Origin of the sequence: Azospirillum sp. A1-3, from assembly GCF_023806445.1 — a bacterium.
In the GTDB taxonomy this organism is placed as follows: domain Bacteria; phylum Pseudomonadota; class Alphaproteobacteria; order Azospirillales; family Azospirillaceae; genus Azospirillum.
The window spans coordinates 573,816-590,001 of sequence record NZ_JAMSLU010000002.1; the positions used below are offsets into that span (position 1 = coordinate 573,816).

Sequence of the window (16,186 nt, forward strand, 5' to 3'; positions counted from 1 at the left end):
TCACGCGGTCTCCTGCAAGCAAGCCATAGCGGCGGCGGACGCAACCTTGTCGGCCGGCATGTCCATTCGCCCGTTAATCATTCGAATGGTGACGTCGCAGACCGACGACACGTCGCCGTCATGCGAGACGAAGATCACGGTGCGGCCGAGCGACCGCAGCTTGCCGATGATCTCGTTGGTGAAGCGGGTGCGGAACTCGGCGTCCTGGTCGGAGGTCCATTCGTCGAGGATGACGACCGGCCGACCTTCGGCCACCGCGACCGCCAGGGCGACGCGCCGGCGCTGTCCTTTGGACAGGTCGCGGTTCAGCAGCCCGTCGCCGGTGTCGGGCACCAGATGGTCGATCTTCAGATAGGCCAGCATCTCGCGGAACAGCTCGGCATCGAAGCCGGGGCCCTGCGGCAGCCGGGTGAACAGGTGGTGGTCCTGGAACACGGCGCAGAAAAGGTCGCGGTAGGCTTCCAGCCGGTCGGTCTCCACCGGTTGGCCGTCGAGCAGAACCTGCCCTTCGTCCGGACGGAACAGCAGAGGGATGACGCGCAGCAGGGTGGACTTGCCCGACCCGTTGGAGCCGACGATGCCGACCACGCTGCCAGCCGGGATGGTCAGGTCCACCGGGCCGATCACGAAGGGCTCCGGCCGCAGCCCTGCGCGATAGGCGAAGCCGACACCGCGCAGCTCGATGCTGGAGAAGCGGCGCGGTGCACGGGCGGTGCGCGACGGCTCGTATTCCAGTGCCGGCATGGTACCGAGCAGGGCCGTCAGCTGCGCCGCCGCATCCTCCGCCGCCACATAGTCGGGCACGGCGTTGAGGAATTTCGACAGCGGGCGGGCCAGGAACAGGATAACCGAGGTGACCAGCGGCAGTTCGGACACCGACATCGCGCCCATGCGCGGGAAGATGAAGACGAAGACCGCCGAGAAGCCGATGATGATGGTCGCGATCCAGGAGAACAGCTCGCCCAGATTGCGGCCGTGGCGGCGTTTCAGCTCTTCCCAGCGGGCGACGTCGGCCTCCACCGCCTGGGACAGCTCATCGCGCCGCGCCTTGCCCAGCTTGATCTCGGCATTGCCGCCGACCAGCTCGGAAAAGCCCTGGAGCATCCGCAACTCGGACTCCTTGGCATCTGTCAGCAGGGCGCGGGTCCGCTGCGCCTCGCGTACGTACCAGCCGCCCACCATCAGCGCCGCGACCAGCAGCAGCGTGGCGCCCACGGTCGACAGCGTCCACAGGTAGAGGTAGGCAACCGCCGCCACCAGCATCATGTTGGCGGCGATCGACAGATTGGGCAGCAGGGCCGCGATGCGCTCCAGATGGTGGTTGCCCAGATCGAAGGACCGCTTGGCCTGCAGATCAAGGATGTCGGCATGACCCCCCAGCGTGACATGAAGCAGGAAGCGGCGCCGAACCCCAGCCAGCGCGCTGAAGGCTGTGGTCAGCGTCAGGGCGACGAAGCGCTTGCTGAAGGCATAAGCGACCAGCAGCGACAGGCAGAAGACCAGGAAGGGAGTGTCGAGCACCTCGCCGCGCATCCAGCCGCTCAGTTCCGCGCTGAGGCTCATCAGGCTGATGAGGTTGGCGGTGGCGGCGACGCAGCCGGTCACGACCAGCCGGGTCAGGATGCTACGGTCGGCGAGGCCGATCAGCGGCAGCAGATAGGACGGCGGCCGGCTGGGGGGAGGAGTGCGCTTGCCCATCGCCCGGTCACTCCGCCAACCAGTTGTCGAGGATGCGGGCAATGGTGCCGTTGTCGCGCAGCTTGACGAAGGCGGCCTGCAGGCGCTCCGCCTTTTCCTTGCGCGCCTTCGGCAGGGCGATGTAGCGGGGGATCAGGCCAGCGGGCTTGGGCAGCACGCGCACGTCCTTCAGCCGGCCGTCCTGCTTCGCCATGTAGTTCAGCACATGCAGGTCGCCGATGATGACATCGACCCGACCCAGGATGAGGCGGCGGAAATTGACCACGTTGCTGCTGGAGGCGAGCTTGTCCAGATAGGTCGCCGCGTCGAAATCGGGCGCGTAGGAGAAGCCGTCGACCACGCCGATCCGGTAGGGGGTGAGATCCTCAAGCCGGTCGAAGGTGATTGTCGAATCCTTGCGCACCATGAACACCGTCGTGCCGGTGCGGAACGGCCCAATCATGTTGTATTGCGCGAAGCGGGCGGGTGACGCGATGAACTGGAAGCCGATGTCAGCGGTGTTCTCGTCCATCGCCTGCACCACCTCTGACCAGGACAGCGGGCGGTGGACCGGGGTGACGCCCAACTCCTTCAGCAGCGCGTTGACAATCTCGGTGTCGATGCCAGTGCGATTTCCGTTGAAGGAGTAATTATAGGGCGGGAAATGGTCTTCCGCCGCCACGGTCCAATATTCCGCGTTCGCCGGGAAGGACATGGCAAGCAGAGCCAGCAGGCCCAGCAGCAGAGTCGCAACCAGCGGACGGCGTGGCGGTGCCGTGAAATGGGTGGAGGTCATGGCTGCGGTCACGCCTTCGCCGGCTTCTTGCGGCGGGTGGTCAGCAGGATCATGACGAGGAGAGCGCCGGGCGGCGTCAAAACCACCGCCAGAAAGGCGTAAAGCAGGAAGCCGCCGCGGCGGCCGATCCCCAGGAACCCGACCAGCAGGCAGAGACCGATATAGATCAGCTCGAGCACGGCGATGCTTCCCTCTTTACCCGGCGTTCCGTCGTTCAGGCCTTAACCGGCCTTCTGGATCGGCTGTTCGTCCATCTGCGGTGCGGCGGCCGGGGCGTCGGCGGCCTCACCCTTGGCTGCCTCGAACTCCTTGCGGAAATACTCGCGCATCGCATCGATATCGAAGTCCAGCAGCGTGCCGCCGGTCTCGAAATGCTGGGCGAACACCTGGCCCAGAGCCCGGGTCGCCGCCAGAGACAGCGCCGGCATCACCGCCACGCCGAGAGCGGTGCCGATGAAGGGCACGGCCTTGACGGCGGAGCCGAGGACGCTGGAGCTGAGAGCCCCCGGCATGACGCCGCCCAGCAGGGCGCCGACGATGGCGCGGGTCCGCTCCTGCGCGAACTCGACTTCGTACAGCTTGGCGAGCTTGTGGACGAGGTTCAGCTGTGCCGCGCTGACGGCGGCGACGTCGGCGCCCGGAACCGGGATCAGCCCGAAGGCGCCCGAGGCGTAGCTGTGATACTTGATCAGGTCCTGGGCACGCTTCTTACGGTCTACCATGATCCGAAGCCTTTCTCGGGTCGGGGAGTGTTGATCGGTGGTGGATATTCCGATGCGAAACACACGTTTCCATGCATCTCGCATCGCCGAGCCGAGCTTCCTGGGGGAAAGCAGCAGCCTTTCGTCAATTGCGGACGCAGCGATTGACAAACAAATGGCGTTTGCTGCTTAGGGGCAGCGAAGAAATTAGCAAATCATGATTAGATCGGTTTTCCGGCAGAACCCATAAGTCTGCCAGCTTGGCGTGAGCTAACCTACTGATACGTTTTTATTGATTAAAATCGTATTAAGCCGCAATCAGGGTTACTGGGGTTTTAAAAGGATATTGTATCGCCTTGTTGCGGCTTGTAACGAAATTCATCATCTTCTTTTCTTGTGGTCACTGTATTTTGCTACCTGGAAGGGAATCGGAACGGCAGATCGAGCGCCCTGGGCGACAGGGACGCGCGCGATCCGGCAGCAATCGACGCCGTCATGAACAGGATCGTGTCGCGCGCCGGTTCGCCGCCGATGGTCTGGGTCGGCAAGGCGATGCGCAGCAAGACGCCGTCACCGGTGGCCGCAGCAGGAGCCGAGCGGCTTCTCAACAGGCGGAGCAGAGCCCAGGGGCCACGTTCCACCATGGTCAGCGTGTCGCCCGCAGCGGCCTCGGCCTCGCTCGCCCTGGCGCTCTTCGGCCGGTAGGGCGAACCGGAGGCCCAGCGGAAGCTGATCTGCAGCGGCTGACCGATCTTCCAGACCATCGGCTCGGACCCGGTGGAGGCGCCGACCGCACCGCTTCCGGAACGCACCGACCAATCGATGATATGTTCCGCCCCAAGCTCCTGCGTCCGGTTAGTGCCGTAGGTAAAACGGACCCTTACGGGCGCATTGCGTGCGACCGTGTCGAGCAACGGCCGTGCCGCTTCCATCTTCTCCAGGAAAGCGGCGAGTTCGGGCGTCGCCGCCCTCGTGATCGCGGGCCGGTTCTCGTCAAGCTGCTCGAAGAAGCGGCGAACCTCCTTGGGATCGGCATCGGGCGCGCCGCGGGCGAGGTCCGGACGGACGAAGGGGAAGCGGCCTGCCAGCGACTGGGAGAAGGTCGCGTCGAGCGTCGCCACCGCCGCGCCGGTATCGGGGGCCGAAATCCCGGCGGGCGGTACCGGCAGGGGCGGCGGCGGCGTGTACGGCGCAGGCGCCGGACTGGCGGCAACCGATCGTTCGGACATGGGAGCAACCGCTGCCTGGACCGGCGGCGCCGGACGCGGCTCGACAGGCGGTGCGGCCGAAACGGACTCCACGGATTTGCTTTCAGGGGCAGCGGGTTTGGCCGGCGCCGGTTCGTCCGGAGCTTTGCTGGCCAAGGTGGCGGCCATTTGGTCTGGCAGTGCGGCGACAGCCGGGTTCAAGGCCAGCGCTCCTCCCTCGCCGCTTGCGAGCAGGCGGCCGACCGGGACAGCCTCAAGCGCCAGGACGGCGGCACGGGCCGACGTGGCGGCGGTCGACAGCGCTTCCGTGATGCGGTCGGTGGTGTCGCGGCCGGGCAGGTCGGCGATCGCCGCCTTCTGGAGCGCCAGCTTGACGGCATCGGGCAGGCCGCGCGCGGGGTCCTGCAACGCGGCGGCGATCGGCCAGCCGGCGGCCTCGGTGACGGCATCGGCCAGCCGGCGGACCTCTGCGACATCCTCTTCGGTCGGTGCCTCGGGAAGTTCCTGCAGACGGTTGGCCAGCGCCTGCGCGCGAAGGCGCAAGGGGTTGCGGGTATAGAGTTCCTCGGCGAGCGGAGTGGCGAGTTGCACCGACTCCGCTCGCAAGGCGACCGCGATGGTCCTGGCATCCAGGTTGGGAAGGTCGGCACCGGCGGCGATGCGCGTGATGAAGCCGTCGGTCGCCGTCACCGGCGGGCGGGGGACGGCACCATAGACGCTTTCCGCCAGCGCGATCAGTTCGTCGAACCCGCTGTTGCGGCGGAAGCGGTCGTAACGCTCCAGTGCGTCGCGCCGGCCGCCGATGCGGTCCAACTGTGCAGCCAGCCGGCGGAAGGCTGGCAATTCCTCGACGCTGCGGGGATTGGTGACGGGAGGTAGGTCGGTCAGGGTGGAACTGGGCAGCAGCGCGTCGCGGATCGGCCGCAGCACCGCGCGGCGCAGGGTGACCGACGCGAGCCGCCGCTTGTCCTCGTCGAAGCTGCTGAACAGCGAGGTCGGCAGCAGCGGCGTGGCGAGCCGGTCGCGTTCCATCGCAGCGGTGGCGGCGATCACGCGGGTCGCCAAGGCAGCGTCGGAAACGGCGTCATGCGACAGCAGCGACCGCCGCAGGTCGGCGACCGAGTCCGCGACGGCGGGGCTGCCGGCCGAGACGGTGGCGAAGCCCTGCCACGCCGCGAGCGACAGGACCGTGGCGGATGCGGCCAGCGTGGCCTGCGCGATCCGGCGACGGCGGCGGCCTTTCAGGAACGCGGCCTCGGACGGACGGCCATAGCCGGGTTCGGCGAAGGCGCGGCCGGGCAGCAGGTCACGGGCAAAGGCCGGACGCCGTCCGCCCGTCGCGGTCGCACAGGCACCCGTCAGGGCGATGCCGCGCAACGGAAAGGGGTCTGTGGCCTCATCCCCTCCCAACGCACCATCGAGGAACAGCGCCAGCGGGTGCCGCAGCGCTTCCAGGGACGAAGCGAGCAGTGGCAGGCGCACCCCCGCGGTTCCGGCGGCAAGAGCGTCCGCCTCCAGCAGTGCCAGTTCCGACCGGACGGCGTCGAACGCCTCGCCCACCCGGGCGGGCTCGAAAGGCAGCAGCCAGTCCTGCTGGCTGGTCCACCCCAGCGTGCTGTCCAGCAGGGCCGAGGGAACCGCGGCGCAGAGGTCGGCGAAGCCGTCTAGGGCCTCCGCCCGCACCACGACCACATGAACCGGGCAGACCATGCCGAGGTCATCGCGGATCGCCCGCAGCCGGGCGCGCAGGGACTCCGCCCGCTTGGCCAAAGCCTTGCGCGGCGCCTCGCGTTCGGTGGCGGCGCACAGTTCGTCGGCGCCGACCATCAGCAGGATGCCGTCCAGCGGCCGGCGCATCGGCCGCTTGGCCATCGCCGCGACCAGCCACGGCCAGGAGGCGTCGAGCTTTGAGCCGTCGGCGGAATCGGCGCCTGCGTGCAGGATCGCCGCCCCTTCGCAGAACCACCAGCAGCCGTCGCCGGTGCTGCCATCCTCCGGCCAGGTGACATGAGTCGGGTCGGTGGCGAGCAGCGCCGGACCGCCGACGCCGAAGGCAAGGAACCAGGGAATGTCGCCGCGCCGCAGGGGACCGCGCATCTGCCGGGTCAGGATGTCCAGGCCTTCGCCGTAGATGCGGGCCAGCGGAGGCTTGCCGGCGGCGCCTTTCGACGGCGGCGGCGCCTCCGCCCTCACATGCAGGGGCGAGGAAGCCATGGCCTTGCGCGCCGTCGCCCTGTTGCAGGCCGGCGCCTTGGCGGCGGGCTTGCGGCGACGGCGCAACCGGGCGCGCAGCTTGGGCCAGACCGTCCGGGCCGCCCGGTAGAGAATGTAGGCTGGAAGTGCCGCCAGCGCGTAGGGCAGAATGGCGAAGACGAAGGACAGAACCCAGCCGATGGCCGAGCCGATGGTGGAGAGCAGGAATTCCAGCGTCAGGATCAATAGGACCATGACAGCCCCATATCCTCGACCGCGGACCGGGCGCCGCGCAGGTCACGCTGAAGCTCGTTCACTGCGGTGGACCACAGCAGATGCGAAACCATCAGGAACAGTGCCGCCACGCCGCCGGCGGCCATCCACCAGCGCCGCGCCGACGGACGGAAGGTGCCGAGCACGGCACCCGCTGGCGGATCATAGGCGCGCGGGCTGGCAAGGCCGGCCTGAATCGGCTCGGTTCCGCCCTCCCTGCCGGTAACGATCCGGTGCAGCGGGGAGCGCCGTGCCGCCGCCTGGGCGTCGTCAGGGAAACCCAGAGCCAGCGTCGCGAGATAGACAGTGGCGAGCCCGCGGTCGGCCCTGGCGCCCTGGCGGATCAGGTCGTCGGCCTGGACGAACAGGGTTTGCAACGTGGCGTTCGCGCCGAACAGGCGGCCGGCGACGACGGCATCGGCCGGCTTCACCTGGGACAACGCCCGGTCGGCCAGCATCGCCATCGCAAAAACCGCCTTCACCACCATTCCATGGGCCGCAGGTCCCTGGGCGGTCGCCGCGGTGCTCATGCCATGGAGCGTCGCGACCAGCCGTTCGGCCACCGATCCAGCGGGGGCCTGCTCCTGAGCGCAGCCGGCCAGCAGATCGGTGTGGAAGGCGCGGAACAGGGGCAAAACACCCGGTCCGGTTCCGCGCATCGCTCCCTGGGTGAGAGCCGGCGCGGCCGGAGCTTGGCCGGACAAGCGGGCAGGCGAGGGGGAAGGCCCAACGGTCACGGTGCTGTGTCCTTCGGCAGCGGAGCCACGGTGAAGCCGTTGCGACCGAGCCGGATATCCAGGGCGCCCGCGCCATCCAGCGACTGGCGGTGGACGCCCGGCGTGCCGTAGCGGGCGAAGACGATGGTTGCGGCTGAATTGGCGGCGAAAGGCGGCAGGCTGTGCAGGATCACGCTCTGGCCGGGCACCATCTCCCACGACGCGATGGCGATCCGCCCGGCGGCCTCACCGTTCAGGGCGGCCCGATCACGAAACCAGCTTGTGGCGTCGAGCGAACCGAGCCGGCGCGCCAATTCGCCGTCAACCACCCGGACCACGTCGACGGCCACCGGATGGCGGTCGTTGGCGTCGGCATCGGCCTTGATGCGAAGAATGGGGGCGGAGTTTCCGCTCGCGCCGCCATTCGCGTCCGGACGAGCGGACCTGTCCGCGGCGCAGCCTGCAAGCAGCAGGGCGAACGTCAGAGCCAGACGCTTCATCGTCAGCCACCTGCCGCCGCGGACACGGCTCCCGGTTGGCCGGCGCAGACATAGCCGGCCGGCGTGTGACGATACCAGTTGCCGGCCGACCCGGCGCAGGGGGCAAGCACCCGGTCGTTTCGTTGCGGTACGGCCGGTTCCTCTGCCGGAATCGTCACCGGGCCGGCTGTATCCTTGCCGGTCGTCGGGCGGTTGGTGATGGCGAAGGACTCCTCGTCGTCCTCGACGATCATCACATAGCGGGTGCGCTTGGACGGATAATGGATACCGACGTCATAGTCGCCGTCGGCCACCCGCTCCAGGATCGCGGCGGATTTTTCGCCGCCGAGCGGGGCACAGCCCGCCCCGGCGAGCAGGACCGGCAGCAGCATCGCCGCGGCGAGCCGGCGGCAGGAGAAGGGGCGTGTCATCAGAATGGTCCTGCTCATGCCGGAATGGCCGTGACGGTGCCGGTGGCGGCGCCGATCGCGGCACCGGCTTCCATCAGGTCGGGTGGTGTCGGGTCGATGCCGGCATCGGCCAGCGTGCGGTAGACGGACCGCCAGACCAGTTCCGGCACGGCGAAGCTGGCGTCGTGGTCCTTGACCCAGAAGAACAGGTTGTACTTGCACAGCCACTGGCCGTTGACGGCGCGGAAGCCGTCATACCGGACGAAAGGCAGACCGCCGGTCGCGCTGGGCATCACCCGATCGGTGGCGCGCAGCGCACCGGTCAGCAGGCCGCCCATCCGTCCGGGGTCGTGGCGCGCATCGGCGAAATATTCCAGCTTCATCGAGACGCGCTCGACCGCGCTGAAATTGACGACGGTGGCCTCCGACACCTTGGCGTTGGGCATGGCGACGATGAAGCCGGCGACGTTGCGCACCCGCACCGTCCGCCATGTCATGTCCACCACGACGCCGCGGACGATGTCGGTGATCTGGATGGCGTCGCCGATCTGGAAGGGCCGTTCGATGTTGAGGACGATGCCGGAGAAGACGTTGGCGATGTTCGCCTGGATGGCGAGGCCGACGACCATGCCAACGAGGCCGGAGGCGGCCAGCAGGCTGGTGATCGGCTGCTTCAGAACGAAGGCGATGATGCCGCAGCCGGCGAAGCCGAAGACGATCAGAGTGGAGAAGCGGCGGACGATTGCCGGGATGCGGCGCTGGGTGCGGATCTCCAGCGGGGTCCAGACGAAGCGTTCCAGTGTGCGGTCGACCAGGATGGCCGGCACGATCCACCACAGCACGTTGATGCCGTTCACCACCATGGCGATGCCGCTGGCCGGCAGCGTCGCCACCGCCTGATCCAGCGCGATGTTGCCGGCCGACATCAGCAGAAGCGGCCAGGACAGGATGCGCATGAACAGCGTCTGGATCTTCCAGAACTGGCCGCGGTCGCGCCGGTCCATGAAGGCGGCGAACACCGCCACTACCGCGCTGAAGATGGCGATGTAGACGAAGAAGTCGCGATGGATGAAGTCGCGCGCCGCCGGTGCGTCCGGTGTCGCCACCACGCCGAAATCGACGCGGGAGAAGTCCGGCTGCGGCCGGCCGAAGCCGACATAGTTGGGGTCGCCCTCGCTGCTCACGCTGGTGACGTCCTGGGAAATCCAGGCACGCGCCAGCCGCCAGCCGGGCGACGGGGCCAGCACCCGTCGGGCGCGCAACTGGTCGAGCAGGGTGGAGCCTTCGCTTTCGCCCTCCATCGCCCGGCGGAAGCGGTCGGCGAGGCTGAGGTCGGCGGCCGAGGCGGTTTCCGCCGCCGCCATCGCCTTCAGCTTCTCCACGAAATCGTTGGTGTTCACCAGCGACATGCCGAGCACGTCGGTGACGAACATCACGGTATTGCGGTTCTGTGTCCGGTGGCGGAAGCTGACGCCGACCGAATGGCTGCCGTAGGGCGGACGCTGGTCGGAGAAGTCGAGTGCGAAGCGCCCCTCGATCCGGTAGGCGACGTAGGTGGTCACCTCGCCGCGTTCCTCGCGGTAGGGCTTGCCGAGTTCCACCGGCTTGACCGCGTTGGTGAAGACGACGTCGGCCGGATTGAAGGCGCCGCGGTAGCGGAACCAGATGGTCAGGTTCAGCGTCGCTTCGTTGGCATCGGGATTGAGGTCGCGGATCTCGTGCAGCTGGACGCCGGTGTAGATGACGTCCGTCTTGTACATGAAGCGGTCGTTGACGTAGAGCGCCCGTCCCCGCTGCACCTCCTCCAGGAAGTTGGAGACGCCGGCCTCGCGGATCGGCTGCAGCTGGGTCAGCGCCGCCACCGGGTTCAGGCCGTTGTAGGTCGCCATCATCACCGGCAGCGTCGCCTGCCCGCGGGCGTCGAAGGTCCAGGCGCCGGCATTGGCCTGGAAGGCGTTTTCGGTCCTGTCATGGCCGGCGATGGCAAGCCGCAGCGCGTCGCCGTCCGGCTTGCCGGCGCCGGCGGGGGAGGCGGCGATGGCGCCGGCGATCAGGTCGACGCCGTCGGCCCCCAGCGCCGCCGCCCAATCGGGCACCGCGTTGAAGCGCTTGACATACTGGCCGTAGAAGCGCTGCGCCCGCTCGTTCGCCGTGTCGAACAGCAAGGGCGAGGCGACCAGCAGGCCGTGGCCGTAGGCCTCCGGCGTCAGCGCCTTTGGATTGGCCTGCGCCTGGGCGACGATCTCGGTGCGGAAGGCTGCCGTCGCCATTTCGGAGCCGCCGGCGATCAGGTTGCGCACGCCGGCATCGCGCAGCGCGACCACCACGCGGGCGCTGTCCATCGCCGACCCGATGACGACGACGGCGCCGGTCGGCATCTTCTCCTTCACCGCCTGGGCGAGCGCCGGCAGGGCGCCGGCTCCGCCGCGTCCGGGGGCGTAGGTCCACTGGTTGACCAGCTTGGTACCGAAACGCTGGAGGATGGTGTCGAACTGGCCGGCCAGGGTGGCCGCCTGCTCGCTGTCCTCGCGGATGACGGCGACCATCGGCTCGCCCACCACATTACGGAGATAGTTGGCGAGGAAGCGGGTCTCATGTGTGCGGTCGAAGGCGATGCTGAACAGCCATGGGCTGGGTGCTGCATCCACCGGGCGGACCAGCGGGCGCGGGGCGATCAGCGGGATCTTCTTCTGGGCATAGATGGCGGTGGCGCTGTCCGTTGCCTCCGGCGTGTGGCCGATTACCGCGACGATGGCGGGATCGTTGGCGATGCGCCGGGCGATCTCCAGCGACTTTCCCTTGTCGCCCTCGTCGTCGAAGGGCCTGATCTCCACCGGCCGGCCGCCGATGCCGCCCGCCGCGTTGATGGTGTCGGCACGCAACGCCGCACCCTTGCGTAGCGCAAGCCCCAGTGCGGCGTCCGGTCCGCTCAGCGGTCCGACCACGGCAAGCGTCAGTGGCTTGCCGCCGCGTTCGCCGAGGAAGCCGGCGCGCACCACCAGGGACACCAGCACGGTGACCAGCATCGCCGCCGCCAGGATCAGGGCGAAGCGCGCCTTCTTGGTCATGTGCGACCAGCGCAGCGGCGGCCGGGAACGGGGCTGGAGCGAACTCAGCATCGGGTGAACCTCGGGGGAGGGGAAAATCGTGCCGCGCGGAACACCCTCAGCGCTCCTGCATCGCGTGCTGGAGGCCGTTTAGGACCGGCGAGAAGACATAGTCGAGGATGGTGCGGCGCCCGGTCAGGATGCTGCAGGTCACCCGCACGCCGGGGAACAGCTCGTAGGTCTTGCCGCCATAGTCGAAGCGGGTCACCGGCAGCTCGACGCGCACCTTGTAGTAGGACTGCTTGTTGGCATCGAGCAGCGTATCGGGGCTGATCGTCCGCACCCGACCCTCGATATGGCCGAAGCGTGAGGCGTCGCTGCCGGCGAGCGTCACCACCACCGGCTGGTCGGCGCGGACATAGCCGATGTCCTGCACCGGCAGGCGGGCATCCACCACCAGATTGCCGTCGCGCGGCACCAGCTCCACCACGGTTTCGCCGGCCTTGACGACGGCGCCCTTGGTGGAGACCGCCAGTGTCTTGACGATGCCGTCCATCGGCGCGCGCATGCTGGAGCGATCCAGGCTGTCCTGGTAACGGGTCAGCCGCTGCGACAGTTCGCTGTGGTTGCGCCGCGCCTCGTCGAGCGCGTTGCGGCCCTCTTCCTCGTACTTGCGGCCGATCCACACCAGCTTGCTGCGGGCCTCGGCCAGAGCCGCTTCGGCCTGGGCCAGCGTGGCGCGGTCCTCGGCGATGGAGCCGGCGATGCGGGCGTCGTCGCGCAGCAACTCCAGATGCTTCATCCGGTTGGTGATCTCGCGTTTCAGCAGGCTTTCGCTGATGGAAAGCTGTTCGCGGATCAGCCCCTGCGCCACCTGGGAGCCGGCGATGCGGGCGCGGACGGCGGCCATCTGCTGTTCGCGCTGGACGATGTCCTGGCGCTGGATGTCGAGGTCGGAGGCCAGCCGGTCGCGCCGGGCGCGGAACAGGTCGCGGGTCTGCGCCACCAGATCCGGCCGCTCGCGGCTCAGCTTGTCGGGAAAGTCGATGCTGTCGCGGCGCGCGACCTCGGCCTCCAGCCGGGCGATGTCGGCGGAGAGCGAGCCGAGGCGCAGGCGCAATTCCTCAAGGTCTGCGCGCGTCTTGGTCTGATCCAGCTCGACCAAAATCTGCCCGGCCTTCACCGAATCCCCTTCCTGCACCAGGATGTCGCGGACGATGCCGCCTTCGAAATGTTGGACCGACTGGTTGTAGGCCAGCGGCACCACGTCGCCGGGCGCGCTGCTTGAGACGTTCAGCTCGGCGACCGACGCCCAGCCCACTGCGGCCAGGAAGGCGGCGATGCTGACGGCGAACAACCCGTCGCCGAAGCGGCCTTCGGTCTCCGGCGTCGTGGCAGTGGTGAAGGGCAGTGCCGGTGCCGTCGCGCCCCCCAGAGGAAGGGTAGGGCCGGCGACCGGCTTGCGGGTCAGCAGGGGAAGCGGCTTCATGACGCCACCATTGCGGCCGTGTCGGGGGGCATCGCCATGTCCTGCGGGCGGTCGAGGTCGAGCACCAGTGAGGCGCCCTGGAGGATGCGCGGATCGTGCGAGGCGATGACCACGGTGTGCCCGGCGCGCGCCAGCTCGATCAGCGTGCGGTAGACGACGGCGGTACCTTCGGCATCCAGCCCGTCGGTCGGCTCGTCCAGCAGGATCAGCCGTCCGCCGACCGCCAGTGCGCGGGCGAGCGCCAGCCGGCGCCGATGGCCGACCGGCAGTTCCTGGCCGAAATTGCGCAGCGGCGTGTCCAACCCCTGGGCGCAGTCGGCGACCGCGCGGTCGGCGCCGGCACGGTGAAGAACGGCCTGCAATTCCGTTTCGGACAAACGCGGGTTGGCCAGCAGCAGGTTCTCTCGAATGGTCCGGTTGAGAAAGACCGGCTCCTGCGGCAGATAACCGATCTGCTGACGCCACCAGAGCGGGGCAAATTTGCGGATGTCGACGCCGTCGGCCAGCACCGCGCCTTCCTGCGGATCGGCCAGTCCGCCGACCAGGCGGATCAGCGTCGATTTGCCCGATCCGTTCCGGCCCTTCAGCACCAGGATGTTGCCGGCGGGGATCGACAGCGACAGGCGGCGCAGCAACGGGGTGACGGCGCCGGCCGGGGTGTAGGTCAGGTCGCGCAGTTCCAGTGTCCCGTCATAGCGGGGCAGGCTGGTGCCGGTCGGCGGCTCCACCGCCGTGCGCGCGAACTGCTCCAGGCGGAGTTGCGCCTGCCGCGCCATCGCCAGCGATTCGCCGATCTGCGCCAGCCGGGTGAAGGGAGCCAGCGCCCGGCCGACCAGCAGGTTGACGCCGATCAATGAGCCGACATCCAGTTCGCCGCGCACCACCAGCACGGCACCGGTGGCGATGACCGCCACGCCCTGCAGTGCCTGGAGGCTCTGTGCCATCGACTGGGCGCGGCCCTGGCGCATTGACATCCGCTCGCGCATCGTCCGCAGTGCCTTCGCCGCCCGCTGCCACTCGCTCAGCAGCGGCTTCGCGCCGCCGAACAGGGCGACCGCGTCGCGGCCGACGATGGCGGAGGTGACGAGACCCTGCGCTTCGGCGCCCGCCTGGGCCAGATCGCGTCCGACCGCCCGCATGTCCGCCTGGGCCAGCAGGCCGGCACCGATCGACAACAGAGTGAAGAGGACGCAGATCGCCGCCAGCGGCCAGGAGACCAGCGCGACCACGATGATGAAGCCCAATGCGAAGGGCAAGTCGAACAGGGTCGCCAGATTGGCGGACCCCAGTGCCGCGTCGATCTGTTCGGGCGCCCGCATCGCCTCGCGGCGGGCGGCGTCGCCTTCCGCCGAACCGGCGCCGCTGCGTGCGGTCAGCAGGATGCCGAAGGCGCCGGTCGCCAGCCGCTCGTGCTCGGCACGGCCGATGCGTCCAGCGATGCCCAGCCGGACATGGCGGAACAAATGTTCGAAAGCGATGGACAGCACGACGCCGACGGTCAGCGCCACGAGCGTGGAATCGACGCCGTGCGTCACATACCGGTTCAGCACCAGCATGGTGTAGAAGGAGGAGGCGAGGCCGAGCAGGTTCGCGGCGAACGAGGCCGCGAAGACGCGGGTCGTCAGCCGCAGATTTGCGCGAAGCCGCAGAAGCAGCAAGCCGATGGCGCCGCCGGTCATTGCTGGTCTCCCTTCCCACGCTTGCGCTTCGAATCCCGGTTGGCGGGAGGCGCCGGTTCCTGCCTGCCGGGGTCGTCGAACAGGCCGCGTCCCATCGCTGCCGATTTCGGCATCGGCTTGGTCTGGATGTCGGCGGCGCTGAGCCGGCCCATGGCGGCCAGCAGGCGGTAGCCGGCGAGAACCAGTTCCGTCTCAGCGGCGGCGGCGTCGCTGCGGGCGTTGATCAGCGTCGTCTCGCCCGACAGGATGTCGATGAGCGAACGGGACCCCAGTTCACGCTCCGCCCGCGCCACGTCGAGGAAACCGGCAGCGAGGCTCGCCTGATCGTTCAGCAGTTTCACCTGCGAGCGGGCGCTTGCCAGCCGGTTCCAGCTGTTGCGGACGGTTTCCAGCACCGTGCGTTCCTGATCGGCCCAGGTGGCGTCGGCGGCGCGCAGGTCGGCCTCGGCGAGGCGGACGCTGTTGATCGCGGTCAGGCCGGTGTTCAGCGAAAAGGTGACCTGCAGCTTGAACAGCAGCTCGTTCTGCCGTCCGGGCTGGCCGGCGACGTCGCGCTTGATGTTGCGCTCGACATAGCCTTCGACCCGGGGATAGAGGCTGCGGCCGCGCACCGAGGTCACGGCCTCCTCTGCCGCGGCGGTGGTCAGGGCCAGCTCCTGTAGACGCGGATTGTGGCGGCGCGCCTCCTCCACGGCCGCGTCCATCGACGGGGGCAGGGTGGCTTTGGTCATCGCCAGAACCTCGGCGCCGTCCAGCCGGAAGGACACATGGCCGAAATAGGCCTGGAAGCGGCTCAGCGCGGTCTGCATCGCCTCTTCGGCGGCGACGCGGCGGGCCTGGGCGCCGGCAAGCTGGCTCTTGGCCTGCAGGACGTCGGTGGAGAAGCCGTAGCCCTCTTGGAGGCGGACCTCCTCAAGGCCGGTCTGGCGGCGGATGTTGTCTTCCGACTGGCGGGCGAAGGTGAGCAGACGGTGGGCGCGGACGAGATTGGCGTAGGCGGAGAGGCCTTCCACCAGCAACTCCTGGCGGGTGCGCTCCACCGCGATGTCGGCGCGGACGACCGAGACTTGCGCCCGTCGGATGTCGGCATTGGTCGCGTCGAAATCCCAGATCAGCTGGGTCGCGCGTATCGAAAGCTGGCCGGCGTTCAGGTCGGTGTTGGGAAGGCCGGCCGGCTTTTCGGTGGTTTCGCGTCCGCCGTTGGCCGACAGGCTGAGGGTCGGATACCAGCCGCCATGGCTGATCCGCAGGCCATTGCGGGCGGAGTCGGCTGCCGCCTCCGCCCCTCTCAGTCGGTCATGCGTTTCCGTCGCCTTGGCAATCAGCGAGATCACGTCTTCGCGCGGAGACGCAATTACAGGTTGCGTCTCTCCGCCAAGAAGCGTAAGCCAGACCGTGGCATAAAAGAAAAATTTGCGCATGAAGGTCCTGGGAAACGCTGTCGGCTGAAGCTTTGCGGTTTGTTGCGCTGGCGAATATAGCCGACTGATCTCGTCGGAAATTAAGACAAAACAGTGT

At 68.4% G+C, this 16,186-nt stretch carries 12 protein-coding genes; all 12 read right to left on the reverse strand.

All coding sequences use genetic code 11. From position 1 onward, the window contains the following. Positions 1-1,698, reverse strand: coding sequence for an ATP-binding cassette domain-containing protein (locus M5E06_RS16050; protein WP_252139016.1), 1,698 nt, complete (start codon positions 1,696-1,698; stop codon positions 1-3). A gap of 7 nt (positions 1,699-1,705) precedes the next feature. Beyond that, positions 1,706-2,485 carry a substrate-binding periplasmic protein gene (locus tag M5E06_RS16055; RefSeq protein WP_252139017.1) on the reverse strand — a complete coding sequence of 260 codons (780 nt, stop codon included), beginning with the start codon at positions 2,483-2,485 and terminating at the stop codon, positions 1,706-1,708. Further along, positions 2,482-2,652 carry a hypothetical protein gene (locus M5E06_RS16060; protein ID WP_199231059.1) on the reverse strand — a complete coding sequence of 57 codons (171 nt, stop codon included), beginning with the start codon at positions 2,650-2,652 and terminating at the stop codon, positions 2,482-2,484. Before M5E06_RS16060 ends, M5E06_RS16055 begins: the two co-directional genes overlap by 4 nt. Positions 2,653-2,694: 42 nt before the next feature. Continuing rightward, positions 2,695-3,195, reverse strand: coding sequence for a YcjF family protein (locus tag M5E06_RS16065; protein WP_109154938.1), 501 nt, complete (start codon positions 3,193-3,195; stop codon positions 2,695-2,697). A 392-nt stretch (positions 3,196-3,587) separates the two neighbouring features. Beyond that, positions 3,588-6,830, reverse strand: a complete 3,243-nt coding sequence (locus tag M5E06_RS16070) for a type VI secretion protein IcmF/TssM N-terminal domain-containing protein (RefSeq protein ID WP_252139018.1) — start codon at positions 6,828-6,830, stop codon at positions 3,588-3,590. Beyond that, positions 6,818-7,507 carry a hypothetical protein gene (locus tag M5E06_RS16075; RefSeq protein ID WP_252139019.1) on the reverse strand — a complete coding sequence of 230 codons (690 nt, stop codon included), beginning with the start codon at positions 7,505-7,507 and terminating at the stop codon, positions 6,818-6,820. The genes M5E06_RS16070 and M5E06_RS16075 overlap by 13 nt, the downstream gene beginning before the upstream one ends. Before the next feature lie 74 nt (positions 7,508-7,581). After that, on the reverse strand, positions 7,582-8,064 hold the full coding sequence (locus tag M5E06_RS16080; RefSeq protein ID WP_252139020.1) for a hypothetical protein: 483 nt from the start codon (positions 8,062-8,064) through the stop codon (positions 7,582-7,584). Between the two features lie 2 nt (positions 8,065-8,066). Then, on the reverse strand, positions 8,067-8,474 hold the full coding sequence (locus M5E06_RS16085) for a hypothetical protein (RefSeq protein ID WP_252139021.1): 408 nt from the start codon (positions 8,472-8,474) through the stop codon (positions 8,067-8,069). Positions 8,475-8,488: 14 nt separating this feature from the next. Next, positions 8,489-11,572: an ABC transporter substrate-binding protein gene (locus tag M5E06_RS16090; RefSeq protein WP_252139022.1), complete on the reverse strand. Its 3,084-nt coding sequence runs from the start codon at positions 11,570-11,572 to the stop codon at positions 8,489-8,491. Positions 11,573-11,618: 46 nt separating this feature from the next. Beyond that, positions 11,619-12,989, reverse strand: a complete 1,371-nt coding sequence (locus tag M5E06_RS16095) for an HlyD family type I secretion periplasmic adaptor subunit (protein ID WP_252139023.1) — start codon at positions 12,987-12,989, stop codon at positions 11,619-11,621. Beyond that, a complete protein-coding gene (locus tag M5E06_RS16100) occupies positions 12,986-14,668 on the reverse strand; it encodes an ATP-binding cassette domain-containing protein (RefSeq protein WP_252139024.1) in 1,683 nt (560 codons plus the stop codon). The genes M5E06_RS16095 and M5E06_RS16100 overlap by 4 nt, the downstream gene beginning before the upstream one ends. After that, positions 14,665-16,002 carry a TolC family protein gene (locus tag M5E06_RS16105; protein ID WP_252139025.1) on the reverse strand — a complete coding sequence of 446 codons (1,338 nt, stop codon included), beginning with the start codon at positions 16,000-16,002 and terminating at the stop codon, positions 14,665-14,667. The genes M5E06_RS16100 and M5E06_RS16105 overlap by 4 nt, the downstream gene beginning before the upstream one ends. Between the last annotated feature and the right edge of the window lie 184 nt (positions 16,003-16,186).

Bases quoted from the DNA above. Each gene is read 5' to 3' on its own strand.
- M5E06_RS16050 (WP_252139016.1), bottom strand. From the start codon at position 1,698: ATGGGCAAGCGCACTCCTCCCCCCAGCCGGCCGCCGTCCTATCTGCTG.
- M5E06_RS16065 (WP_109154938.1), bottom strand. From the start codon at position 3,195: ATGGTAGACCGTAAGAAGCGTGCCCAGGACCTGATCAAGTATCACAGC.
- M5E06_RS16070 (WP_252139018.1), bottom strand. From the start codon at position 6,830: ATGGTCCTATTGATCCTGACGCTGGAATTCCTGCTCTCCACCATCGGC.
- M5E06_RS16075 (WP_252139019.1), bottom strand. From the start codon at position 7,507: ATGCGCGGAACCGGACCGGGTGTTTTGCCCCTGTTCCGCGCCTTCCAC.
- M5E06_RS16080 (WP_252139020.1), bottom strand. From the start codon at position 8,064: ATGAAGCGTCTGGCTCTGACGTTCGCCCTGCTGCTTGCAGGCTGCGCC.
- M5E06_RS16085 (WP_252139021.1), bottom strand. From the start codon at position 8,474: ATGACACGCCCCTTCTCCTGCCGCCGGCTCGCCGCGGCGATGCTGCTG.
- M5E06_RS16090 (WP_252139022.1), bottom strand. From the start codon at position 11,572: ATGCTGAGTTCGCTCCAGCCCCGTTCCCGGCCGCCGCTGCGCTGGTCG.
- M5E06_RS16095 (WP_252139023.1), bottom strand. From the start codon at position 12,989: ATGAAGCCGCTTCCCCTGCTGACCCGCAAGCCGGTCGCCGGCCCTACC.
- M5E06_RS16100 (WP_252139024.1), bottom strand. From the start codon at position 14,668: ATGACCGGCGGCGCCATCGGCTTGCTGCTTCTGCGGCTTCGCGCAAAT.